General features: G+C 63.0%; 20 protein-coding genes and 2 tRNA genes. 12 read left to right on the top strand and 10 right to left on the bottom strand.

Features of this window, described 5'->3' with window-relative positions:
- Window positions 1-122: 122 nt before the first annotated feature.
- The 4 genes from VI26_RS17485 to VI26_RS17470 all read right to left on the bottom strand — a co-directional run bounded on the left by VI26_RS17485 (window position 123) and on the right by VI26_RS17470 (window position 3817).
- On the bottom strand, window positions 123-788 hold the full coding sequence (locus tag VI26_RS17485; protein WP_048411037.1) for an HD domain-containing protein: 666 nt from the start codon (window positions 786-788) through the stop codon (window positions 123-125).
- A gap of 104 nt (window positions 789-892) precedes the next feature.
- Window positions 893-1819, bottom strand: coding sequence for a pseudouridine-5'-phosphate glycosidase (locus VI26_RS17480; protein ID WP_048411036.1), 927 nt, complete (start codon window positions 1817-1819; stop codon window positions 893-895).
- Between the two features lie 25 nt (window positions 1820-1844).
- On the bottom strand, window positions 1845-2927 hold the full coding sequence (locus VI26_RS17475; RefSeq protein ID WP_048411035.1) for a PfkB family carbohydrate kinase: 1083 nt from the start codon (window positions 2925-2927) through the stop codon (window positions 1845-1847).
- A gap of 59 nt (window positions 2928-2986) precedes the next feature.
- Entirely contained in the window at window positions 2987-3817 is an 831-nt protein-coding gene (locus tag VI26_RS17470) for a GNAT family N-acetyltransferase (protein ID WP_197081519.1), read from the bottom strand.
- A 175-nt stretch (window positions 3818-3992) separates the two neighbouring features.
- On the opposite strand from VI26_RS17470, the gene VI26_RS17465 reads away from it, so the two are divergent.
- Window positions 3993-4181, top strand: coding sequence for a putative motility protein (locus VI26_RS17465; RefSeq protein WP_048411033.1), 189 nt, complete (start codon window positions 3993-3995; stop codon window positions 4179-4181).
- Window positions 4182-4380: 199 nt separating this feature from the next.
- Here the strand turns inward: VI26_RS17465 and VI26_RS17460 are convergent, their stop codons facing one another.
- The 5 genes from VI26_RS17460 to trxB form a co-directional block, all read right to left on the bottom strand.
- Window positions 4381-5208, bottom strand: coding sequence for an alpha/beta hydrolase (locus tag VI26_RS17460; RefSeq protein ID WP_231581044.1), 828 nt, complete (start codon window positions 5206-5208; stop codon window positions 4381-4383).
- Window positions 5208-6611 (bottom strand): PhoH family protein, encoded by a 1404-nt coding sequence (locus tag VI26_RS17455; protein WP_048411031.1) that lies wholly within the window; start codon window positions 6609-6611, stop codon window positions 5208-5210. The genes VI26_RS17460 and VI26_RS17455 overlap by 1 nt, the downstream gene beginning before the upstream one ends.
- Window positions 6612-6671: 60 nt before the next feature.
- Window positions 6672-7124, bottom strand: coding sequence for a peroxiredoxin (locus VI26_RS17450; RefSeq protein ID WP_048411030.1), 453 nt, complete (start codon window positions 7122-7124; stop codon window positions 6672-6674).
- A 98-nt stretch (window positions 7125-7222) separates the two neighbouring features.
- Window positions 7223-7846, bottom strand: a complete 624-nt coding sequence (locus tag VI26_RS17445) for a Smr/MutS family protein (RefSeq protein ID WP_048411029.1) — start codon at window positions 7844-7846, stop codon at window positions 7223-7225.
- A gap of 4 nt (window positions 7847-7850) precedes the next feature.
- On the bottom strand, window positions 7851-8807 hold the full coding sequence (gene trxB, locus VI26_RS17440; protein WP_048411028.1) for a thioredoxin-disulfide reductase: 957 nt from the start codon (window positions 8805-8807) through the stop codon (window positions 7851-7853).
- 588 nt (window positions 8808-9395) lie between these two features.
- Between trxB and tig the strand changes: the two genes are divergently transcribed.
- The 11 genes from tig (at window position 9396) to VI26_RS17385 (ending at window position 20458) form a co-directional block, all read left to right on the top strand.
- Window positions 9396-10703, top strand: coding sequence for a trigger factor (gene tig, locus VI26_RS17435; protein WP_048411027.1), 1308 nt, complete (start codon window positions 9396-9398; stop codon window positions 10701-10703).
- 18 nt (window positions 10704-10721) lie between these two features.
- Window positions 10722-11354 carry an ATP-dependent Clp endopeptidase proteolytic subunit ClpP gene (gene clpP / locus VI26_RS17430; RefSeq protein WP_048411026.1) on the top strand — a complete coding sequence of 211 codons (633 nt, stop codon included), beginning with the start codon at window positions 10722-10724 and terminating at the stop codon, window positions 11352-11354.
- 19 nt (window positions 11355-11373) lie between these two features.
- Window positions 11374-12648, top strand: a complete 1275-nt coding sequence (clpX, locus tag VI26_RS17425) for an ATP-dependent Clp protease ATP-binding subunit ClpX (RefSeq protein WP_048411025.1) — start codon at window positions 11374-11376, stop codon at window positions 12646-12648.
- Window positions 12649-12792: 144 nt separating this feature from the next.
- Window positions 12793-15210 (top strand): endopeptidase La, encoded by a 2418-nt coding sequence (gene lon, locus VI26_RS17420; RefSeq protein ID WP_048411024.1) that lies wholly within the window; start codon window positions 12793-12795, stop codon window positions 15208-15210.
- 174 nt (window positions 15211-15384) lie between these two features.
- Entirely contained in the window at window positions 15385-15654 is a 270-nt protein-coding gene (locus VI26_RS17415; protein WP_043572292.1) for an HU family DNA-binding protein, read from the top strand.
- Between the two features lie 44 nt (window positions 15655-15698).
- Window positions 15699-15774 (top strand) — tRNA-Val (locus VI26_RS17410).
- Between the two features lie 10 nt (window positions 15775-15784).
- A tRNA-Asp gene (locus VI26_RS17405) sits at window positions 15785-15861 on the top strand.
- 72 nt (window positions 15862-15933) lie between these two features.
- Window positions 15934-17769 carry a SurA N-terminal domain-containing protein gene (locus tag VI26_RS17400; protein WP_048411023.1) on the top strand — a complete coding sequence of 612 codons (1836 nt, stop codon included), beginning with the start codon at window positions 15934-15936 and terminating at the stop codon, window positions 17767-17769.
- Between the two features lie 389 nt (window positions 17770-18158).
- The gene (locus VI26_RS17395) at window positions 18159-18896 is read left to right on the top strand and encodes a methionine ABC transporter ATP-binding protein (protein ID WP_048411022.1); all 738 of its coding nucleotides are present in this window, start codon (window positions 18159-18161) and stop codon (window positions 18894-18896) included.
- Window positions 18896-19582 (top strand): methionine ABC transporter permease, encoded by a 687-nt coding sequence (locus VI26_RS17390; RefSeq protein ID WP_048411021.1) that lies wholly within the window; start codon window positions 18896-18898, stop codon window positions 19580-19582. The genes VI26_RS17395 and VI26_RS17390 overlap by 1 nt, the downstream gene beginning before the upstream one ends.
- 66 nt (window positions 19583-19648) lie before the next feature.
- A complete protein-coding gene (locus tag VI26_RS17385) occupies window positions 19649-20458 on the top strand; it encodes a MetQ/NlpA family ABC transporter substrate-binding protein (protein WP_048411020.1) in 810 nt (269 codons plus the stop codon).
- Window positions 20459-20832: 374 nt separating this feature from the next.
- Here VI26_RS17385 and VI26_RS17380 read toward each other — a convergent pair whose 3' ends face one another.
- Complete coding sequence (locus tag VI26_RS17380; protein WP_048411117.1) at window positions 20833-21108, bottom strand: metal/formaldehyde-sensitive transcriptional repressor; 276 nt, start codon at window positions 21106-21108, stop codon at window positions 20833-20835.
- Window positions 21109-21149: the final 41 nt, after the last annotated feature.

Raw genomic sequence — 21149 nt, 5'->3', positions numbered from 1 at the left:
GGGGTGGGGTGCGGATATTTTGCGCCATGCCGATGGTTTTGTCATCGTATTGATAGTTTCCAAACTAGAACTATTTTTGTTTGACTATCAGTGGCTTAGCGAGTTCTTTGGCGAGTCTGAGCTTAGCCGGTCAGCCATTCCTGGCAGAATTGCCGGCGGAATTCGAACAGCGCTTGCAGCCGCTGCTCCGCCATTTTCCTGCCGGCCTCGGTCTGCATCATGCCTGGCAATTTAGCCAGTTTTACCTCGATATGGTCCAGCGCCCAGCGGCGGTCGTCCAGCTCGCGGTCTGCGCCCTGAGGGTCCAGCGGGTGGGCCAGCGCGGAATCCATGCGGCCGGCGGTGTAGAACAGCCGCGCCAGTCCGATGGCGCCCAGCGCGTCCATGCGATCGGCGTCCTGCACGATGCGCGCCTCCAGGCTTTGCGGCGCGATAGCGGCGCTGAAGCTGTGCGCTTCGATGGCGTGGGCGACGCCGTCGAGCTTGTGCTGCGGAAAGTTGTCGGCGGCCAGCAGCGCGCGGGCGCGCGTGGCGGCCTGGCGCGAGGCTAGATGGCGCTCCGGGTGGTTCTTGGGCAGGTTGACCAGGTCGTGCAGATAGCAGGCGGCCAGCACGGTCAGCGCGTCGGCTTCGGGGTGGGCGTCCAGCAACTGGCGGGCGCAGGCCCAGACGCGGTGGAAGTGGTTGAGGTCGTGGGCGCCGTCGTCGTCGCCCGGCTGTTGCAGCAGCAACTGGATCAGGCGTTGGCGCCAGTTTTCCAGCGGGGTATCGCTAAGGGGGTGGCTCATTGCGGCGGTGGTGGGTTGGGGCAGAGGATTACAGCCCCAATCCGCACCGCCGTCAAGCCGGCGTTAAAAGCCGGTTCAATGTGTCGTTCTTGCTCGCGAGGCGCTTAGCCGGCGCTCAGCTCGCAGTAGCGCGCGGCGATCGCCGAGGCTAGGCGGGCGTTGTTCAGCACCAGCTGGATGTTGGCGGCCAGGCTGTTGCCGCCGGTCAGTTCGCAGACGCGGGCCAGCAGGAAGGGGGTGGATTCCTTGCCGGCCACGCTTTGCGCTTCGGCCTCGCCCAGAGCTTGTTCGATGGCGGCGTCGATCTTGTCGCGCGGCATCGCGTATTGCTCCGGAATCGGGTTGGCCACTACCACGCCGCCGCGCAGCTGCAGCTGCCACTTGGCCTGCATCGTGGCGGCGATGTCGGCGGCTTCGTCCAGACGGTGGTCCAGCTTGAAGGCGCTGTCGCGGGTGAAGAAGGCCGGCAGGTGGTCGCAGCGATGGCCGATGACCGGCACGCCATGGGTTTCCAGGTATTCCAGCGTCAGGCCCAGGTCCAGGATGGACTTGGCGCCGGCGCAGACCACGGCCACCGGGGTTTGCGCCAGTTCCTGCAGATCGGCGGACACGTCGAAGCTGCGCTCTGCGCCGCGGTGCACGCCGCCGATGCCGCCGGTGGCGAACACGCGGATGCCGGCCATCGCGGCGATGATCATGGTGGTGGCCACGGTGGTGGCGCCGCTGCGCTTGCCGGCGACGATGAAGGGCAGGTCGCGGCGGCTGACCTTGGCGATGTCGCGGCCGCCCTTGCCCAGGTATTCGATCTCGTCCGCGCTCAGGCCGGCTTTCAAGCGGCCGTCGATGATGGCGATGGTGGCCGGCACCGCGCCGTGGGCGCGGATTTCCGCTTCCACTTGCAGCGCGGTTTCCACGTTCTGCGGATAGGGCATGCCGTGGGAGATGATGGTGGACTCCAGCGCCACCACCGGGCGGTTGGCGGCCAGGGCGGAGGCGACTTCGGGATGGATGTCGAGATGGGCGTTGTGCATTGCGTGCTCCTTGTTGATGACGAGATCAGGCGTTCAGATAGGCTTCCACCGCCGCGCGCGACAGTGAGGGATTGTTGGTGGCGGCGGAGGACAGCGTCAGCGCGGCGCAGCCGCGGGCGAAGCGCACGCTGTCCGCCAGCGGCAGTTCATTGAGCCAGCCCCAGGCCAGGCCGGCCATCAGCGCGTCGCCGGAGCCGGTGGTGTTGACGATGGCGCAGTCCGGCGCGTCCAGCCAGCCGTCGCCGGCTTCGCCGCTGTAATAGATGCCGGCGCCGGCCATGCTCAGCACCACGCGGCGCACGCCCTGGCCATGGAACCAGCGCGCGGCGTCCGGCGCGTGTTCCGGCCGTTCCAGCGGCAGGCCGGACAAGGCGGCGGCTTCCAGGCGGTTGGGCTTCAAGGTGTGGATGCGCGACAGCCAGGGGCGAATGCGCTCGGCCTTGAACGCGGAGACCGGATCGATGAACAGCGGCTTGTCGCCGCTTTCGGCGATCAGCCAGGCCAGCGCGTCGGCGCATAGATTGGTGTCGGCCACCACCGCGCCGGCGTGGCGCACCAGCTCGCGCTGCGCTTGCAGCCGTTCCGGCGTCAGCCGCTTGAGGATATCCATGTCGTTGATGGCCAGCGCCATGTCGCCATCGGCCTGCTGGATGGACAGATAGGTGGAGGTGGCGGCGTCCGGCAGCGTCAGACAGCCGCGCACGTCGACGCCGGCGCGCTGGGTGGCTTCCAGCAGCGAACGGCCGTGGATGTCGTCGCCCACCACCGAGACCAGCCGGCAGTCGGCGCCCAGCCGCGCCAGGTTTTCCGCGACGTTGCGCGCCACGCCGCCGGGCGAGCAGCGCACCTGGCCGGGATTGGAGTCGCCGTGGCGCAGCGCGGCGGCGGCGCTGCCGACGATGTCCATATTGGCGCCGCCGACGGCGGCGATATAACGCTGCTCGGCCAGGATGTAGCCTTTGCCGCGGATATGCCCCTTTTGCACCAGATTCATGATGTGCCCGGCCACCGCCGAGCGGCTGATGCCCAGTTGATCCGCCAGCTCCTGCTGCGGGATCAGCGGATCCAGGCGCAGCAGAGAGAGGATTTGTTGTTCCCGCTCAGTCATCAAACATTTGTCCGTTTAGCAAACATTTGTTTGATGTTACCGCTATGGCATGCACACGGTCAAGCGCGGCGCATCTCCCATTGCGACAGCCACAGCTGGCCGCCGCAGCCGCGCAGCAAGTCGGCCATCGCCTGATCGGCGGCGTCGATATTGTTGCAGCCGAGGCGCTCGGCGCCGATGGCCGCTTGCGTCGCGGCCAGCAACGAACGGGCGACGCCACGGCGTCGGCAGTCGGCGCGCACCGCCAGTTCGGCGATGTCGCCGGCGCTGGAGTGCAGGGCATAGCCGATCAGGGCGCCATTCCACCGCGCGGTCAGCAAGCTCAGCGGCGGCCGCGCCCGTTGCAGGCTGTCGCGGCTATTGGGTATTGCCGGTTCGAAGTCCAGCGTCCAGCACGGCCATTCTTCCGGCTGCCCCTCTTGCAGCGTCCAGTCGCCGGGTGGCGCGACGATGGCTTGTTCGATGCGGTAACAGTCCAGCCGGCGATGCGCTTGAAAGCCGAGGCCGGTATAGGCGGCCAGCGCAGCGGCGTTGTCGGCGATCACTTCCAGCCGTTGGCGGCGGATGCCGCGGCTGGCCAGGCGCTGGCTCGCCGTGGCGGCCATCGCCTGCAGCAGACCCCGACGGCGCGCGGCCGGCAGCACGCCGGTGGCTATGCAATAGCCGGCAGGGCCGCTCTCATCGCAATGGATGCCGGCCAGCCACAGGCCGACGAGAGCATCTCCTTGCCAGGCGCCGACGCTGAGTTCAGGCCGCCAGCCGCGACGGTGCAGCATGGCGGCCAGCTGTTCTTCGTCCATCCGCATCGGCACCAGATAGTCGTCGAAAGCCTGGGTGAAGGCTTGGTGGATCAGGGAAAAATGAGTGAGGGAAAGGCTGTGCAAACGCATGGATGCGGTCTCGGTGAATGCGGAGGGGCGTCCGGTATTATGCCGTCCGCGTCGCATCGTGGCCCAGGGCTGTAGTGTATTGGATACAAAAGATTAAATTCGGCGATGACAGCCGGCGATGATGCGTCTAGACTGTAGCCATGCGCATTGTGCGTGTTTCAGAGGGAGGCGAAGTATGGATGGATTGAGTCAGATCAGTGGGCAGGGCGTGTCCAACAGCATCCAGATCTACGCATTGAAAAAAGCCATGTCGGCGCAGTCGCAGTCGGCTTTGAGCTTGGTGCAAGGCGCGTCCGACAATATGGCACAGGCCCAGGCCAGCAATCCGGCCCATCTGGGGCAGAATATCGATACCCGAGCCTGAGACGGCGGGGTGACTGAAAAAGCGGCCTAGGCCGCTTTTTTTATTGTGGGGTTTCAGAACCTGTTCACGATCTCGCGAGCTAGGGCGAGACAAGGCGAAAACAGCTGAGGAAGCGGAATGTGCTCGTGACGCATGAGTATTTCGAAGCGGTGCTCACCGCGCCACGTCTCATGACGCGCAGCAGTGCGTAAACAGGTTCTCAGGCGCTGAGCGCCTGATTCCAGTCTTCCGGAAACTGCCGTTCCAGCCAGCTGGCCAGCCATTCCGCCGCGCTCTCCCAGCGCGTGTCCAGCATCATCATGTGGCCGAGATGGGGCAGGATGTCCGCCGCCACATCCAGCCGCCGCGCGGTGGCGACCACGTCTTCCGGCCCTACGAGCTTGTCCTCGGCCGCGCCCAGCACCAGCGCCGGCATCTTCGCCAGCGGCCGGTTGGCCAGCGGATTGACCAGGGTCATGTCCATCAAGGCGCGCTGGCTTTCCTGCTGGCAGCGGCTGATCAGCAGTTCCACCGCCGATTCCGGCGCATCCGGCGACAGCAGCATGTCTTTCAGTTCGACGAACTCCGGGTCGTACAGGCCGTGCTGGTACATATTGAGCTTGAGGAATAGCGCCGGCGCCTGCGTCAGCAGCCGCAGGCTGGACGAGGCGAGCCCGCCGGGCGGTACCGAGGCCAGCAAGGCGGCGCCGGGCAGTTTGTGGCGGCTCAGGTATTGCTGCGCGACAAAGCCGCCCATGGAATGGCCGACCATCACCGGCGCGGCCGGTAGTTGTTTGAGCGTTGCGTCGAGATTGCGCACATAGTCGTCGACGCCGATCGCGGCCAGGTAGTCCCGACCCTCGCTGCCGCCGTGGCCTTCCAGGCTCAGCGCCCAGCAATCGTAGCCTTGTCGGGCGAACCAGGGCATGAAATTCTCCCGCCAGCACCAGGCGCCGCAAAAGGCGCCATGCACGAACAACAACGGCGGCGCGAGACGCGCCGCCGTTGTTGCCGGAGCCTGATGCAGCAGTTCCAGGCGTGGATGCATCACAGCACTTCGGCCGCGTGGTCGGCCAGCCGCGAGCGCTCACCGCGCTGCAGCGTGATGTGGCCGGAATGCTCCCAGCCTTTGAAACGGTCTACCACATAGGTCAGGCCGGAGCTGCCCTCGGTCAGGTAGGGGGTGTCGATCTGCGAGATATTGCCCAGGCAGACCACCTTGGTGCCGGGGCCGGCACGGGTGATCAGCGTTTTCATCTGCTTGGGCGTCAGGTTCTGCGCCTCGTCTATGATCAGGTATTTATTGAGGAAGGTGCGGCCGCGCATGAAGTTCAGCGATTTGACCTTGATGCGGGAGCGGATCAGATCGCGGGTGGCGGCGCGGCCCCAGTCGCCACCGTCGTCGTCGCTCTTGTTGAGCACATCCAGATTGTCTTCCAGCGCGCCCATCCACGGCGCCATCTTTTCTTCCTCGGTGCCGGGCAGGAAGCCGATGTCCTCGCCCACCGGCACGGTGACCCGGGTCATGATGATTTCCGAGTACAGCTTCTGCTCCAGCGTCATCGCCAGGCCGGCGGCCAGCGTCAGCAGGGTCTTGCCGGTGCCGGCCTGGCCCAGCAGGGTGATGAAGTCCACTTCCGGGTCCATCAGCAGATTGAGGGCGAAATTCTGTTCGCGGTTGCGCGCGGTGATGCCCCAGACATTGTTCTTGTGATGGCTGTAATCCTTCAGCGTCTGCAGCACCGCGCTCTTGCCCTCCACCTGGGTCACGCGCGCTTGCAGCGGCTGGGCGCCTTCCTGCCACAGCATCTGGTTGACGTAAAGGTTCTGGCCGTCCGGGCCCTTGACCTGGTAGTAACTGCGCCCCTGTTCCTGCCAGGACTTCATGTCCTTGCCGTTGCGTTCCCAGAAGCTCTCGTCGATCTCGCGGGTGCCGGTGTAGAGCAGGTCGGTGTCTTCCAGCACCTTGTCGTTGAAGTAGTCTTCCGCGTCCAGGCCCAATGCGCGGGCCTTGATGCGCATATTGATGTCCTTGGACACCAGGATCACCGAGCGGCCGTGCTGCAGCTCCTTCAATGCCATCACGATGCCGAGAATCTGGTTGTCGGCCTTGCCCACCGGCAGCGACGGCGGCAGCACGCTGTGTATCGCCTGAGTCTGCAGGATCAGCTTGCCGGTGGCGGCGTCGCGGCTGGCGCTTTTTAGCGGTATGCCGGATTCGATCTCCGCTTCGGCTCCGCTGACGATCTCGTCCAGGAAGCGGCTGGCCTGACGGGCGTTGCGCGCCACTTCGGACATGCCCTTCTTGTGGGTGTCCAGTTCTTCCAGCGTGATGATGGGGATGAACACATCGTGTTCTTCGAAGCGATACAAGCAGGTGGGGTCGTGCAGCAATACGTTGGTATCGAGAACAAACAGCTTGCTGGCGCTGACTTTTTTGCGGCTGGCCATGATGATCCCCTGGTTTTATCGTGGGGCGGCCCGGAAGCTGGCCGGCCCCGACGCGGTTTTTTAGAGCGTCTTGACGAAGTCCAGCACCGCCGCGGCGTGGCCGGGCACTTTGACGCCGCGCCACTCGCGCGCGATGTCGCCGTTCCGGTCAATCACGAAGGTGCTGCGCTCAATGCCTCGGACTTGTTTGCCATACATATTCTTCATCTTGATGACGCCGAACAGATTGCAGACGGTCTCCTCTTGGTCGGACAGCAGTTCAAACGGCAGCTCCAGCTTGGCCTTGAAGTTTTCGTGGGACTTCAGGCCGTCGCGGGAAATGCCGACGACGACGGCGCCGGCCGCGGCGAATTCGGCATGGAGATCGCGGAAGTCCATGCTTTCATTGGTGCAGCCGGGCGTGTTGTCTTTGGGGTAGAAGTAGATCACCAGCGGCTTTGGGCTGGAGGACAGCTGAAACGAGACGCCGGCGGTGCCGGGCAGGGTGAAGTCGGGGCAAGCAGTGCCGGACATGCAATAACTCCTGTGGTGGAACTGGGTGGTGCGTCCGCCTTGTCTTGAGATTAGCGGATTCCCGCCCGGTTAGACAATGGGAATGGGTAACGAAATTTTCACGGCGCGTGTTCGCGGCGCAGCAGCACCAGCAAGGCGCCGGCGCCGCCCATGGTTTCGCCGGCCTCGCAAAAGGCCAGCACATCGGGGTGGTGCTTGAGCCAGGCGCGCACCATGCGCTTGAGCACCGGCTGGCCGTTGGAGCCGAAGCCCTTGCCGTGTATCACTCGCACGCAAGGGCCGTGGCGCCGCGCCTGGTGCAGGAACAGCGCCAGCGCATCCTGGGCCTGGTAGCGGTCGCAGCCGTGCAGGTCGAGCTGGCGGCTGACCGGCCAGAAACCGGCGCGCAGTTTCTTTAGCGTGGCGGAGGGCATGCCTGGACGGGCGAAATGAGTGTCGATCTCGGCCGGTTCGAACCAGCCCACCATCTGCTGCAACAAGGCCTGCTGCACCGCCTCCGACGTCGTCTCGTGGGCGTGGCGGCGGCGCGGGTGCGGGCTGGGCTTGGCGCGCGGGCTGGTATGGCGGCCATCCGGTTTCAGCGGCTTGACGTCGCGGAATAGCTGGCGGAAGTCCGGTTCCGGCTCGGCCGGCGGGGCGGCGGAAACGGAAACGCCAGCCGGCGCGCGGGAATCGCGCACCTGCTGGCGCAGGCCTTGTAGCGCTTTTTTGAACGCTTTCAAGTGTTTACTTCAGGCTGTCCAGATAACGTTCCGCGTCCAGGGCGGCCTGGCAGCCGGAAGCGGCGCTGGTCACCGCCTGGCGGTAGATGTGGTCCTGCACGTCGCCGGCGGCGAACACGCCCGCCACGCTGGTGGCGGTGGCGTTGCCTTCGCGGCCGCTCTTGGTGATCAGGTAGCCGGTGCCGTCCATTTCCAGCTGGCCCTTGAAGATCTCGGTGTTGGGCTGGTGGCCGATGGCGACGAACAGGCCCAGCACCTTGATCTCTTCAGTGCTGCCGTCCTGCATGGACTTCAGGCGCAGACCGGTGACGCCGGAATCATCGCCCAGCACTTCGTCCAGGGTGGCGTTCAGCTTCAGGCTGATCTTGCCTTCCTTGACGCGGTCCATCAGCTTGTCGATCAGGATCTTCTCGGCGCGGAAGGTGTCGCGGCGATGGATCAGGGTCACGTGCTTGGCGATATTGGCCAGGTACAGCGCTTCCTCGACCGCGGTGTTGCCGCCGCCGATCACCGCCACGTCCTGGTTGCGGTAGAAGAAGCCGTCGCAGGTGGCGCAAGCGGACACGCCCTTGCCCTTGAACGCTTCTTCGGACGCCAGGCCCAGGTATTTGGCCGAGGCGCCGGTGGCGATGATCAACGCGTCGCAAGTGTATTCGCCGGCGTCGCCGACCAGGCGGATCGGCTTTTCGTGCAGATGGGTGGTGTGGATGTGGTCGAACAGGATCTCGGTGCCGAAGCGCTCGGCGTGCTGCTGAAAGCGCTGCATCAGTTCCGGGCCCATCACGCCGGCCGCGTCCGCAGGCCAGTTGTCCACGTCGGTGGTGGTCATCAGCTGGCCGCCTTGCGCCAGGCCGGTCACCAGCACCGGCTTCAGGTTGGCGCGCGCGGCGTAAACGGCGGCGGTATAGCCGGCGGGGCCGGAACCCAGAATCAGCAGGGGACTGTGGCGAGTCGTGGTCATGATGTTTTCCTGTGTGAAAAGCGGGTAATGAAACCGATTGCGTCGAACCGGACGGCCTGATTGGAGCCGTGGTTGAGTCGTTCAGTTCTGAAGTATGGTGCCTGTCCGCCGGAATCCAAGAGCGGACTCTTTCGGGCAGCGCGCGCGCCGGGCGCGGGCGTTTCGGCTGACAATATACAAGAGCGGCGGGGCAAGGTTAAGCGTTCGCTTGATTGGAATATTCAACATCGCTGATTGAAATCTTTTATCGGCGTGTCGCCGCCGGCCTATCGACCTGACCTGTCTCTGTTCAAAATCACGCGCGCATTCATCCGTCGATTCAAAAACTTGGCTTGCGCGCGGCGCCGGCGGCGCCCGCGGCGAGCCCGCCGTCCTGCGCTGGCCGTGACGCCGGGCTGGCCGGGCGGCTACTTGCCAGCGCGGGCCGCGTGCTATACTGTCCGCTTTCGCGTTGGGTGCGCGGTGTAACTCCGCGCAGCGCCACTTGGAGGTGCGGTAATGGAGATGCGGCAATGCCCGCCGAGTCCGCCTATCCGTGGCGTCGTACCGTCCCAGATGACTAAACCTGTCACACACTAAGGATTTAACATGCAAGTACAGCTGGAAACATTGAGCAATCTTGAGCGCCGCATGAACATCGCCCTGCCGCTGGCAGCCATCGACGCGCAAGTGGCCGAGCGCCTGAAGCGCGTAGCCCGCAACGCCAAGATCCAAGGTTTCCGCCCGGGCAAGGCTCCGTTGAAGATCGTGGAAATGAACTACGGCGCCCAGGTGCGTGAAGAAGTGATGGGTGAACAGGTTCAACAGGGTTTCTACTCCGCCGTGAGCGAGCAGAAGCTGCGCGTTGCCGGCTACCCGCGCTTTGAGCCGGTAGCCGCCGGCGACGACAAGGAAAGCTTCAAGTTCGCCGCTACTTTCGAGGTTTACCCGGAAGTGAAGGTGGGCGAACTGGCCGGCAAGGAAATCGAGAAGCCGCTGACCCCGGTGAGCGATGCCGAGATCGAGAAAACCATCGACATCCTGCGCAAGCAGCGCACTCGCTACAACCGCGTTGAGCGCGAAGCCGCCGCCGGCGACCGCGTGATCATCGACTTCAAGGGCGCCATCGACGGCGTGGCCTTCGAAGGCGGCTCTTCCGAGAACTTCCCCTTCGTGCTGGGCCAGGGCCAGATGCTGGCCGAGTTCGAAGCCGGCGTCACCGGCATGAAGGAAGGCGAGATCAAGAGCGTGGAAGTGAGCTTCCCCGAGGACTACCATGGCAAGGACGTGGCCGGCAAAACCGCCGTGTTCGAGATCCTGCTGAAGAACGTGGCTGAAGCCGTGCTGCCGGAAGTGAACGATGAGTTCGCCAAGCAACTGGGCATCGCCGACGGCGACGTGGAAAAAATGCGCGCCGAAATCCGCAAGAACGTCGAGCGCGAAGTGAAGCGCCGCCTGCAGGCCCGCACCAAGGAAAACGTGATGCAGGCGCTGCTGGACGCCACCGAGATCGAACTGCCGAAAGCCCTGGTCAGCCTGGAAATCGGCCGTCTGGTCGAGCAGGCCCGTCGCGACATGCAACAGCGCGGCATGAACGTCAAGGACATGCCGTTCCCGCCGGAACTGTTCGCTCAGCAAGCCGAGCGCCGCGTGGCCCTGGGTCTGATCCTGTCCGAAGTGGTGGAATCCAACAAGCTGGAAGCCAAGCAGGACCAAATCAAGGCCATGATCACCGAGTTCGCCGACAGCTACGAAGATCCGGCTGAAGTGCTGACCTGGTACTACGCCAGCCCGGATCGCCTGGAAGGCCCGACCTCCATGGTCCTGGAAGACAATGTGGTTGAATTTGTGCTGTCCAAGGCCAATGTTGTAGAGAAAGAACTGTCCTTCGACGCCCTGATGGGCAACAACGCCTGATAACAGCTGGAGTGGCCGATGAAATCGATGATGGAACCTCAAGGTCTGGGCCTGGTGCCCATGGTGGTGGAACAAAGCGGCCGCGGCGAGCGCGCGTATGACATCTACTCGCGTCTGCTGAAGGAACGCATCGTGTTCCTGGTGGGCCCTGTCACGGATGAGTCGGCCAACCTGGTTGTGGCGCAGATGTTGTTCCTTGAATCGGAAAATCCGGACAAGGACATTCACTTCTACATCAACTCGCCGGGTGGGTCGATTACCGCGGGCATGTCCATTTACGACACGATGAACTTCATCAAGCCGGATGTCTCCACCCTGTGCATCGGCCAGGCCGCCAGCATGGGCGCCTTCCTGCTCGCCGCCGGCGCCGCGGGCAAGCGTTTCGCGCTGGCCAACAGCCGGGTGATGATCCACCAGCCGCTGCTGTACGGCGGCGGCCTGTCCGGCCAGGTCACCGATATCGAAATCCATGCGCGTGAACTGGTCAAGGTCAAGGCCAAGATGAACGAACTGCTGGCCAAGCATAGCGGCCAGCCGCTGGAGCGCGTGGTGGCCGACACCGAGCGCGACAACTTCATGTCCGCCGACGAGGCACAGGCTTACGGCTTGATCGACAAAGTGCTGACGTCCCACAAGGACGTGACAGCTTAAGGAGCGATGGAATCCGCCAATGGCTGACAAGAACAGCAATGAAAAGCTTCTCTACTGCTCTTTCTGCGGCAAGAGCCAGCATGAAGTCCAGCGCCTGATCGCAGGGCCGCAGGTCTTCATCTGCAACGAATGCGTCGAGCTGTGCAACGACATCATTCGCGAGGAGCTGGAGAAGGGCGTCGGCGATGCCGCGTCCGTCTCTGAAGACCGTCCGCTGCCGACGCCGCAGGAAATCCGCGCGGACCTGGACCAGTACATCATTGGCCAGGACTTCGCCAAGAAGACCCTGTCGGTGGCGGTGTACAACCACTACAAGCGTCTGAACAGCCCGGCCAGCAAGAACGAGGTCGAGCTGGCCAAGAGCAACATCTTGCTGATCGGCCCGACCGGCTCCGGCAAGACCCTGCTCGCCCAGTCACTGGCGCGTTTGCTGGACGTGCCCTTCGTCATCGCCGACGCCACCACGCTGACCGAAGCGGGTTATGTGGGCGAGGATGTCGAGCACATCATCCAGAAGCTGCTGCAGAAGTGCGATTACGACGTGGACAAGGCCCAGCGCGGCATCGTCTACATCGACGAGATCGACAAAATCTCGCGCAAGTCTGAAAACCCGTCCATCACCCGCGACGTATCGGGCGAGGGCGTGCAGCAGGCGCTGCTGAAGCTGATCGAGGGCACCGTGGCCTCGATTCCGCCGCAGGGCGGCCGCAAGCATCCGAACCAGGAATTCATCCAGGTGGACACCACCAATATCCTGTTCATTTGCGGCGGCGCTTTCGACGGGCTGGAGAAGATCATTCGCCAGCGCTCGGAAAAGGGCGGCATCGGCTTCGGTGCCGACATCAGCTCCAAGGACGACGGCAAGAGCCTGTCCATGCTGTTCCAGGAAGTGGAGCCGCAGGATCTGATCCGTTTCGGTCTGATTCCGGAACTGATCGGCCGCCTGCCGGTGGCCGCGACGCTGGAGGAGCTGGACGAGGAAGCGCTGGTCACTATCTTGACTCAGCCGAAGAACGCGCTGATCAAGCAGTACCAGAAGCTGTTCTCGATGGAGTCGGTGGAGCTAGAAGTGCGTCCGTCCGCCTTGCGCGTGATCGCCAAGCAGGCGCTGAACCGCAAGACCGGCGCGCGCGGCCTGCGTTCCATTCTGGAACGGGCGCTGCTCGACACCATGTACGAGCTGCCGTCCATGGCCGACGTGGAAAAAGTGGTGGTGGATGAAAAGGTTATCGACAAGGGCGACAAGCCGCTGTTCATCTATCGCGACAAGGACGATAAGGCGCAGTCGGCCTGATAGTCCGCCGCGCTTCCGGAGACCGCCCAAACCGGGCGGTTTTTTATTTGTAGAGCCGGAAATCTGATTTAGTATGGGGGTGTTGAATTTTGTCGTCCGCCCCCCCATCTCCCAAGCATTGTTTCATAAGCAAGGTTAGGTGATATGCCGCAACCCGCAGAACTCAAAGAAGAAGCCACGCTGCCATTGCTGCCGCTGCGCGACGTGGTGGTCTTCCCCCATATGGTGATCCCGCTGTTCGTCGGCCGCGCCAAATCCATCCGCGCGCTGGAGCTGGCGATGGACGAGGGCAAGCAAATCCTCTTGGTGGCCCAGCGCTCGGCCTCCAAGGACGAACCGTCCGCCGACGACCTGTATCAGGTCGGCACCATCGCCTCGGTATTGCAGATGCTCAAGCTGCCGGACGGCACCGTCAAGGTGCTGGTCGAAGGCCGTCAGCGCGCGATGATCGAATCGGTGGGCGAAGAGGACGAATGCTTCGTCGGCGCCTTCAAGCCGCTGAGCCCGGAGGCCGAGGAATCGACCGAGACCGAGGCGATGCGCCGCGCGCTGCTCGCCCAGTTCGAGCAGTACGTCAAGCTGAACAAGAAAATCCCGCCCGAGGTGTTGAACTCGCTGGCCGGCATCGACCGCGCCGGCCGCATGGCCGACACCATCATCGCCCACTTGCCGCTGAAGCTGGAGCAGAAGCAGGAAGTGCTGGAGATGTTCGATGTGCAGCAGCGCCTCGAGCATCTGATGTCGCAGCTGGAAGGCGAGATCGACATCCTGCAGGTGGAGAAGCGCATCCGCGGCCGCGTCAAGCGGCAGATGGAAAAGAGCCAGCGCGAGTACTACCTGAACGAGCAGGTCAAGGCGATCCAGAAAGAGCTCGGCGAGATGGACGAGGTCAGCGACCTCGACGAGCTGGAAAACAAGATCAAGGCCGCCGGCATGAGCAAGGAAGGCCGCGAGAAGGCGATGTCCGAGCTCAAGAAGCTGCGCATGATGTCGCCGATGTCGGCGGAAGCCACCGTGGTGCGCAACTACATCGACACCCTGCTTGAGCTGCCGTGGAAGAAGAAGACCAAGATCAGCAAGGACGTGGCCAAGGCCGAGGAAGTGCTGGACGAGGATCACTTCGGCCTGGAAAAGGTCAAGGAACGTATTCTGGAGTACCTGGCGGTGCAACAGCGCGTCGACAAGCTCAAGGCGCCCATTCTGTGCCTGGTGGGACCGCCGGGCGTGGGCAAGACCTCGCTGGGCCAGTCGCTGGCGCGCGCCACCAACCGCAAGTTCGTGCGCATGGCGCTGGGCGGGGTGCGCGACGAGTCCGAGATCCGCGGCCATCGCCGCACCTATATCGGCTCGATGCCGGGCAAGGTGCTGCAGAACATGAGCAAGGCGGCGGTGAAGAACCCGCTGTTCCTGCTGGACGAAGTGGACAAGATGGGCGCGGACTTCCGCGGCGATCCGTCGTCGGCCCTGCTGGAAGTCTTGGACCCGGAGCAGAACCACTCCTTCATCGACCATTACGCCGAAGTCGAATTCGACTTGTCCGATGTGATGTTCGTGGCCACGGCCAACTCGCTGAACATTCCGCCGGCGCTGCTGGACCGGATGGAAATCATTCGTCTCGCCGGCTACACCGAGGACGAGAAGGTCAATATCGCCACCAAATACCTGTTGCCCAAGCAGATGAAGGCCAACGGCGTGCAGGAGGGCGAGTTGGCGGTGCAGGAGACCGCGCTGCGCGACATCGTGCGCTACTACACCCGTGAAGCCGGCGTGCGCAGCCTGGACCGCGAAATCGCCAAGATCTGCCGCAAGGTGGTGACCAGCGCCTCGCTGAAGGCCGGCAAGGCGGCCAAGGTGACGGTCAGCGGCCGCAACCTGGACAAATACCTGGGCGTGCGCCGTTTCGATTACGGCATCGCCGAGGACGAGAACCGCATCGGCCAGGTCACCGGCCTGGCTTGGACCGAGGTGGGTGGCGAATTGCTGACCATCGAGGCGGTGTCGCTGCCGGGCAAGGGCAATATCATCCGCACCGGCCAGCTGGGCGAGGTGATGCAGGAATCCATCACCGCGGCGATGAGCGTGGTGCGCAGCCGCGCGCGTTCGCTGGGCATCAAGCCGGACTTCTACGAGAAGAGCGATATGCACATCCACGTGCCGGAAGGGGCGACGCCGAAAGACGGCCCCAGTGCCGGCATCGCGATGACCACGGCCCTGGTGTCCGTCCTGACCGGCATTCCGGTGCGCGCCGATGTGGCGATGACCGGCGAGATCACGCTGCGCGGCGAAGTACTGCCCATCGGCGGCCTGAAGGAAAAGCTGCTGGCCGCGCATCGCGGCGGGATCAAGCATGTGTTGATCCCCAAGGGCAATGAAAAAGATTTGGTTGAAATTCCCGCCAATATCAAGCATAAAATCGAAATCCATGCCGTTAAGTGGATAGACGAAGTCTTGGCCTTGGCGTTGGAGCGACAGCCGGAGCCTTTGTCGGAAGAAGAAAAGCCGGCGGAGGAGTTGCGAGCGACGCAGGAGGCAGCGCAAGGCGTGTCCGTGATGAAGCATTAAGAATCATGGCCTTAGCCGAACGTTGAATAACTTGTGTTCAAGCGGCTTTCCAGCGGGTTTGCGAAATGGCAAAATGCCCGTCAAAGCCGCTTGACACAAGGATTTCGCCCTTGCTATAAAGCAAGCGGTTTTTATCCGAATTACGTAGACCGAGAACGACGAAAGGGGACTTACGTGAACAAGTCTGAACTGATTGATGCTATTGCCGCTGAGGCCGATATCTCCAAAGCTGCCGCCGCCAAGGCGCTGGATGGCATGGTGGCTGCTGTAACCGACGCTCTGAAAAAGGGCGACACCGTGACGCTGGTGGGCTTCGGCACTTTCTACGTTGGCGAGCGCGCAGAACGCAGCGGCCGCAACCCGAAAACCGGCGAAACCATCAAGATCCCGGCAGCACGTTCGCCGAAGTTCCGTGCTGGCAAGGCACTGAAAGACGCGCTATAATTAGCGGCCTTGGCAGCCTCTAAGGGCTGGCAAGGTGTTTCGAGGGGCGTTTAGCTCAGTTGGTAGAGCGTCTGCCTTACAAGCAGAATGTCGGCGGTTCGACTCCGTCAACGCCCACCAAGTTTCGGTTGGAGTGGTAGTTCAGTTGGTTAGAATACCGGCCTGTCACGCCGGGGGTCGCGGGTTCGAGTCCCGTCCGCTCCGCCAGAACTCACAAAAAGGTGAACGAACTACAGCGTTCACCTTTTTTTTTGACAAGGGTGGCTCAAGCCAATCGCCATGTTCGAGTTTGTCCAGAACAATAAAGTCTTCATTCAGGTTGTCTTGGGAGCTGTCGCGTTGACCTTCGTGGGCTTCGGCGTGGGCAGTTATGAAGCAGCTTCCGACGACCCTTATCTCGCCAAGGTGGGTTCCGCCAAGATTTACAAGCGCGATCTGGATCGGGCATTGGAAGGCCAGCCCACCGATTCCGCCAGCCGCCAGGCCGCGCTGGAAAACCTGATTCGCCAAGAGCTGCTGCTGTCCGACGCGCATGACCGTGGCGTCACCGTCAGCCCCGAGCAGTTGCGCAAAGTCATCGCCTCCATCCCCGCCTTCCAGGACAACGGTAAATTCAGCCCGACGCGCTACCGCGAATTCCTGCAGAACCGCTATCCGTCGCCCGAGGCCTTCGAAACCCAGGTCAAGCGCGACATCGTGCTGCAAAGCCAGCTGACCGGCATCGCCGGCACCGAATTCGTCGCGAATACCGTGGTCAGCCGCCTGGCCGGCTTGTTGGGCGAGGGCCGCGAAGTGCGCGCGCTGCTGCTGAAGCCGGCGGACTTCGCCGCTGAGGTCAAGACCGACGACGCCGCGCTCAAGGCATACTACGACGCCAACGCCAAGCGCTTCCGCCTGCCGGAGCAGGTGAAGCTGGACTACGTGCTGCTGTCCCAGGACGCGCTGGCGCAGAGTGTCAAGCCCAGCGACGCCGAGCTGCAGAAATACTACGAACAGCACAAGGCCGAGTTCAGCAATGAGCAGCGCCGCGCGTCCCACATCCTGCTGACCGTGCCCAAGGACGCCAAGCCGGAGCAAAAGGCCAAGATCAAGGCCGAGGCCGAGGCCTTGCTGAAGGAAGTGCGCGCCAATCCGACCCGCTTCGCCGAGTTGGCCAAGGCCAAGTCGCAAGACCCGGGCTCCGCCGCCAATGGTGGCGATCTGGGCTTCTTCGATCGCGGCATGATGGTCAAGCCCTTCGACGACGCGGTGTTCCGCATGCAGCCGGGCCAGATCAGCGAGGTGATCACCACCGACTTCGGCTACCACATCATCAAGCTGGCGGAAGTGAAGTCGCGCGACTTCACCGAGGTCAAGGCGGCTATCGCCGAGAAGCTGCAGCGCCAGCAGGCCGGCAGCCTGTTCCGCGCTCAGGCGGACAAGCTGGCCGAACTGGCTTATCAGCAGGGCGATTCGCTGAAAGCGATCGCGGAACAGCTGAAGCTGCAGCCGCAGCATTCGGATTGGCTGGGGCGCGACAAGCCGGCGACGGACGCATTGCTCAATAGTCCGAAAGTGCTGGAAGCGGCGTTCAGCGAAGACGTGCTGAAGAAAAAGCACAATAGCGAGCCGGTGGACATCGGCAATGGCCGCCTGCTGGTGCTGCGCGTGGCCGATCATCAGCCGGAACGCCAGCAGAAGCTGGACGAGGTGCGCGACGCGATCAAGGCGGAGCTGGTGGCCAAGGAAGGCGCCAAGCTGGCCGAGAAGAAGGGGCAGGCGCTGTTGGCCGAGCTGAAGGCGGGCAAGGGCGAGGGCAAGGCCTGGGGCGAAGCCAAGACCGTGCTGCGCCGCGATCCGGCCGGTCTGCCGATCGCCGATGCGCGCGCGGTCTTCGCCGCCCAGGCGGGCAAGCTGCCGGCCTTCGCCGGCGCCAAGCGCGACAACGGCGATTATGCGCTTTATCGCATCGACAAAGTGATCCCGGCTCCGGCCGCCAGCGAGGCCGAGCGTGGCCAGCTGGGCGCCATCCTGGGCGAGATGAACGCCAATGCCCAGCTGTCCAGCTATCTGGATACCCTGCGCCAGAAGTACAGCGTCACCATGGGCAAACAAGGCCTGGCCGACGCGCAGTAAGTTCGGCGCAAGGCCAAATGGACCGCCGCTAGCGATTGCTGACGGCGGTTTTTTATTGTGCTGACGCTTTGGGTGTGCGTGCTTTGCTTATTTGCTTATAACCCCTAGTATTAAAAGATGGTGACTTTGGTGTCGGATGCGACAAATACCGGTTTTTTTGGGTGGCGGGTATTGACTGGAAACGAAAATAGATGTTCAATCATAAACAAATTTAGTCGCCGATTTGAACACAGCTTGCGGGCGTAAAACAGCTAAAGCGTGGGTAAGCAGACCCAGGACGTGATCCAGCATCTGCTTACAGTAATCTCGATTCAGCAGTGATTCCGAAGATTCCCATGCAAGGCCCGCCGGCTCCAATCGGCGGGCCTTGTGCTTTTGGAGTGTTTGGAATGATTCATCTACAGAATGTCCGCAAGCGGTTTCGCCACCCCGAGGGTGGCTGGTTCGACGCGGTGACGGAAACCTCTCTGACCATCCGCCCGGGTGAAGTCTTCGGCCTGATCGGTTTTTCCGGCGCCGGCAAGTCCACCTTGCTGCGGCTGATCAATTTGTTGGAACGCCCGGACCACGGCGCGGTCATCGTCGACGGCGAAGACCTGACCAGCTTGTCCGCCAAGGCGCTGCGCCGCGCGCGCCAGAACATCGGCATGGTGTTCCAGCAATTCAATCTGATGGCCAACCGCACCGTGGCCGGCAATGTCGCCTTTCCGCTGGAAGTGGCCGGCTGGTCCAAGGCGGATATCGACAAGCGCGTCAATGAATGCCTGGAAGTGGTGGGCCTCTTGGACCGCGCCAACCATTACCCGGCGCAATTGTCCGGCGGCCAGAAGCAGCGTGTCGGCATCGCCCGCGCGCTGGCGCCCAATCCCAAGGTGATCCTGGCCGACGAGCCGACCTCGGCGCTGGACCCGAAAACCACCCAAGCGGTGCTGGAGTGCCTGAAGGACATCAATCAGCGCTTTGGCGTCACCATCGTCATCGTCACCCATGAAATGGGCGTGGTGCGGGCGATCTGCCACCGCGCGGCGGCGCTGGACGCCGGCCGGGTGGTGGAAGTGGTGGAAGTGTCGAACAATGTCGTGGCGGCGGATTCCGATCTGGCGCGCTCGCTGCTGGAGGCCGCGTAATGGATGCCGCAACCCTGAACGAAGCCGTGCAGAACCTGGTGAGCATGGGACCGGAGATCTGGCAGGCGCTGCAGGAAACCATGGTGATGCTGGGCCTGGGCTTGAGCGCCGCCATCTTGCTGGGCGGTCCGCTCGGCATCGTGCTCTATCTGACCCAGCCGGGTCAGCAATTCGCCAACCGCGCGCTGAACGGCGTGCTGGGCTGGACGGTGAACCTGGTGCGTTCCTTCCCCTTCATCATTCTGATGGTGTCGCTGGTGCCGCTGACACGGGTGCTGGTGGGCAGCACCATAGGCCCCATCGCCGCCTCGGTGCCGCTGGCCTTCGCCGCGATTCCGTATTTCGGCCGCCTGGTCGAGCAGACGCTGCGCGAGATCCCGCGCGGCGTGGTGGAAGCGGCCGAGGCGATGGGGGCCAGCCCGCTGCAGATCATCTGCAAGGTGCTGATCAATGAAGCCCGTTCCGGCCTGATTTCCAGCCTGACCATCCTGACCATCAGCTTCCTCAGCTATACCGCGGTGGCGGGGGTGGTGGGCGGCGGCGGCATCGGCGATCTGGCGATCCGTTACGGCTATTACCGTTACCAGACCGATGTGATGGTGGCCATGGTGCTGCTGCTGGTGGCGCTGGTGCAGATCATTCAACTGCTGGGCAACCGCCTGGCGGCCAAGCTGGACAAACGTTGACATCCGCCGGCGCCTGGCGCCGGCAGGGTGAACCCTTTATCTATCAATGACAAGCAGGAGAAACAGATGCGCAGATTCGTGATCAAGGCAGTGGCGGCTTCGGTATTGGGACTGGCGGTGGCCGGCGCGGCGCTGGCGGCGGACCCGGCCAAGAAGGATATCGTGATCGGCACCACCGTCGGCGACTTCGGCGATATGGTCAAGCAGTCGATCAAGCCCATCCTGGAAAAGCAGGGTTATAAGGTCAAACTGGTGGAATTCACCGACTATGTGCGTCCGAACCTGGCCTTGCAGGAAGGCGCGCTGGACGTGAATGTATTCCAGCACAAGCCTTATCTGGACAACTTCGCCAAAGAGCACAAGCTGAGCCTGAAAGAGGCGTTCCAAGTGCCGACCGCGCCGCTGGGCGTTTACGCCGGCAAGGTCAAGGCCTTGAAGGACGTCAAGGTGGGCTCCACCGTGGCCGCGCCCAACGATCCGTCCAACTTCGCCCGCGCGCTGGTGATGCTGGCCGACCTGGGCTGGGTCAAGCTGAAGCCGGGCATCAATCCGCTGACCGCTTCCGAGCGCGACATCGCCGTCAATGTGAAGAAGATCAAGATCATCCCGCTGGAAGCCGCGCAACTGCCGCGTTCGCGCAGCGACGTGGACTTCGCGGTGATCAACGGCAATTTCGCCACCAGTTCCGGCATCAAGCTGACCGAGGCGGTGTATCAGGAAAAGAGCTACGCCTATGTGAACTGGGGTGTGGTGCGCGCGGCGGACGCCGGCAAGCCCTGGGCCAAGGATGTGGTGGCGGCATACAACTCGCCGGCCTTCCAGGCTTACGCCAAGCAGAAATACGCGGGCTACAAGCTGCCGCAGAACTGGAAATAAGCGCGATCGCTTATTGACGCGCCGCGGGCGGATGGCCGGCGGCGCAGGATTTCTTGTAACACTCCTGGCTACAAGACTTGATGGGAGGGCTTAGCCCTCCCAATTTTTTTGCGCGCTTAGAACGTGTTTACGATCTTGTGAGCTAGGGCGAGACAAGGCGAAAACCGTTGAGAAAGCGGAATGTACAAGCGGTACATGAGCATTTCGAAACGGTTTTCAACGCCGTATCGCCGACGCGCAGCAGATCGTAAACAGGTTCTTAGACCCGCTAACAAAACCCCTGATCCTGCGTTGCGCCTTCTTGTCGCACTACTGGTACTGTCTGCGTCGGCGCGCCTTGGCTCAGGTGCGCTGCGCGGTTTTGTCAGGGGCTCTTATTTCAGATAGGAGCGCAAGACGCCCACCACCTGTTCCAGGTCCCGGCTGCGTTGCGCGGGATCGGCCGCGTCCGGGCCCAGATGCTCGCGCAGATGGCCCTCCATCACTTCCATCATCAGGCCGTTGACGGCGCCGCGCACCGCGGCGATCTGCTGCAATATCGCCGAGCAATCGACTTCCTGTTCCAGCGCGCGCTCCAGCGCTTCGGCCTGGCCCTTGATGCGGCGGACGCGGGTCAATAGCTTTTTCTTGTCTTTCACGGTGTGCGGCATGCGCGCGGTTTCCTTTTCTTGGTAATATACTGGGGTATAGT

It is taken from the genome of Chromobacterium sp. LK1, assembly GCF_001043555.1.
Lineage (GTDB): Bacteria > Pseudomonadota > Gammaproteobacteria > Burkholderiales > Chromobacteriaceae > Chromobacterium > Chromobacterium aquaticum.
This window is presented reverse-complemented; position numbering and strand designations above follow the sequence as displayed.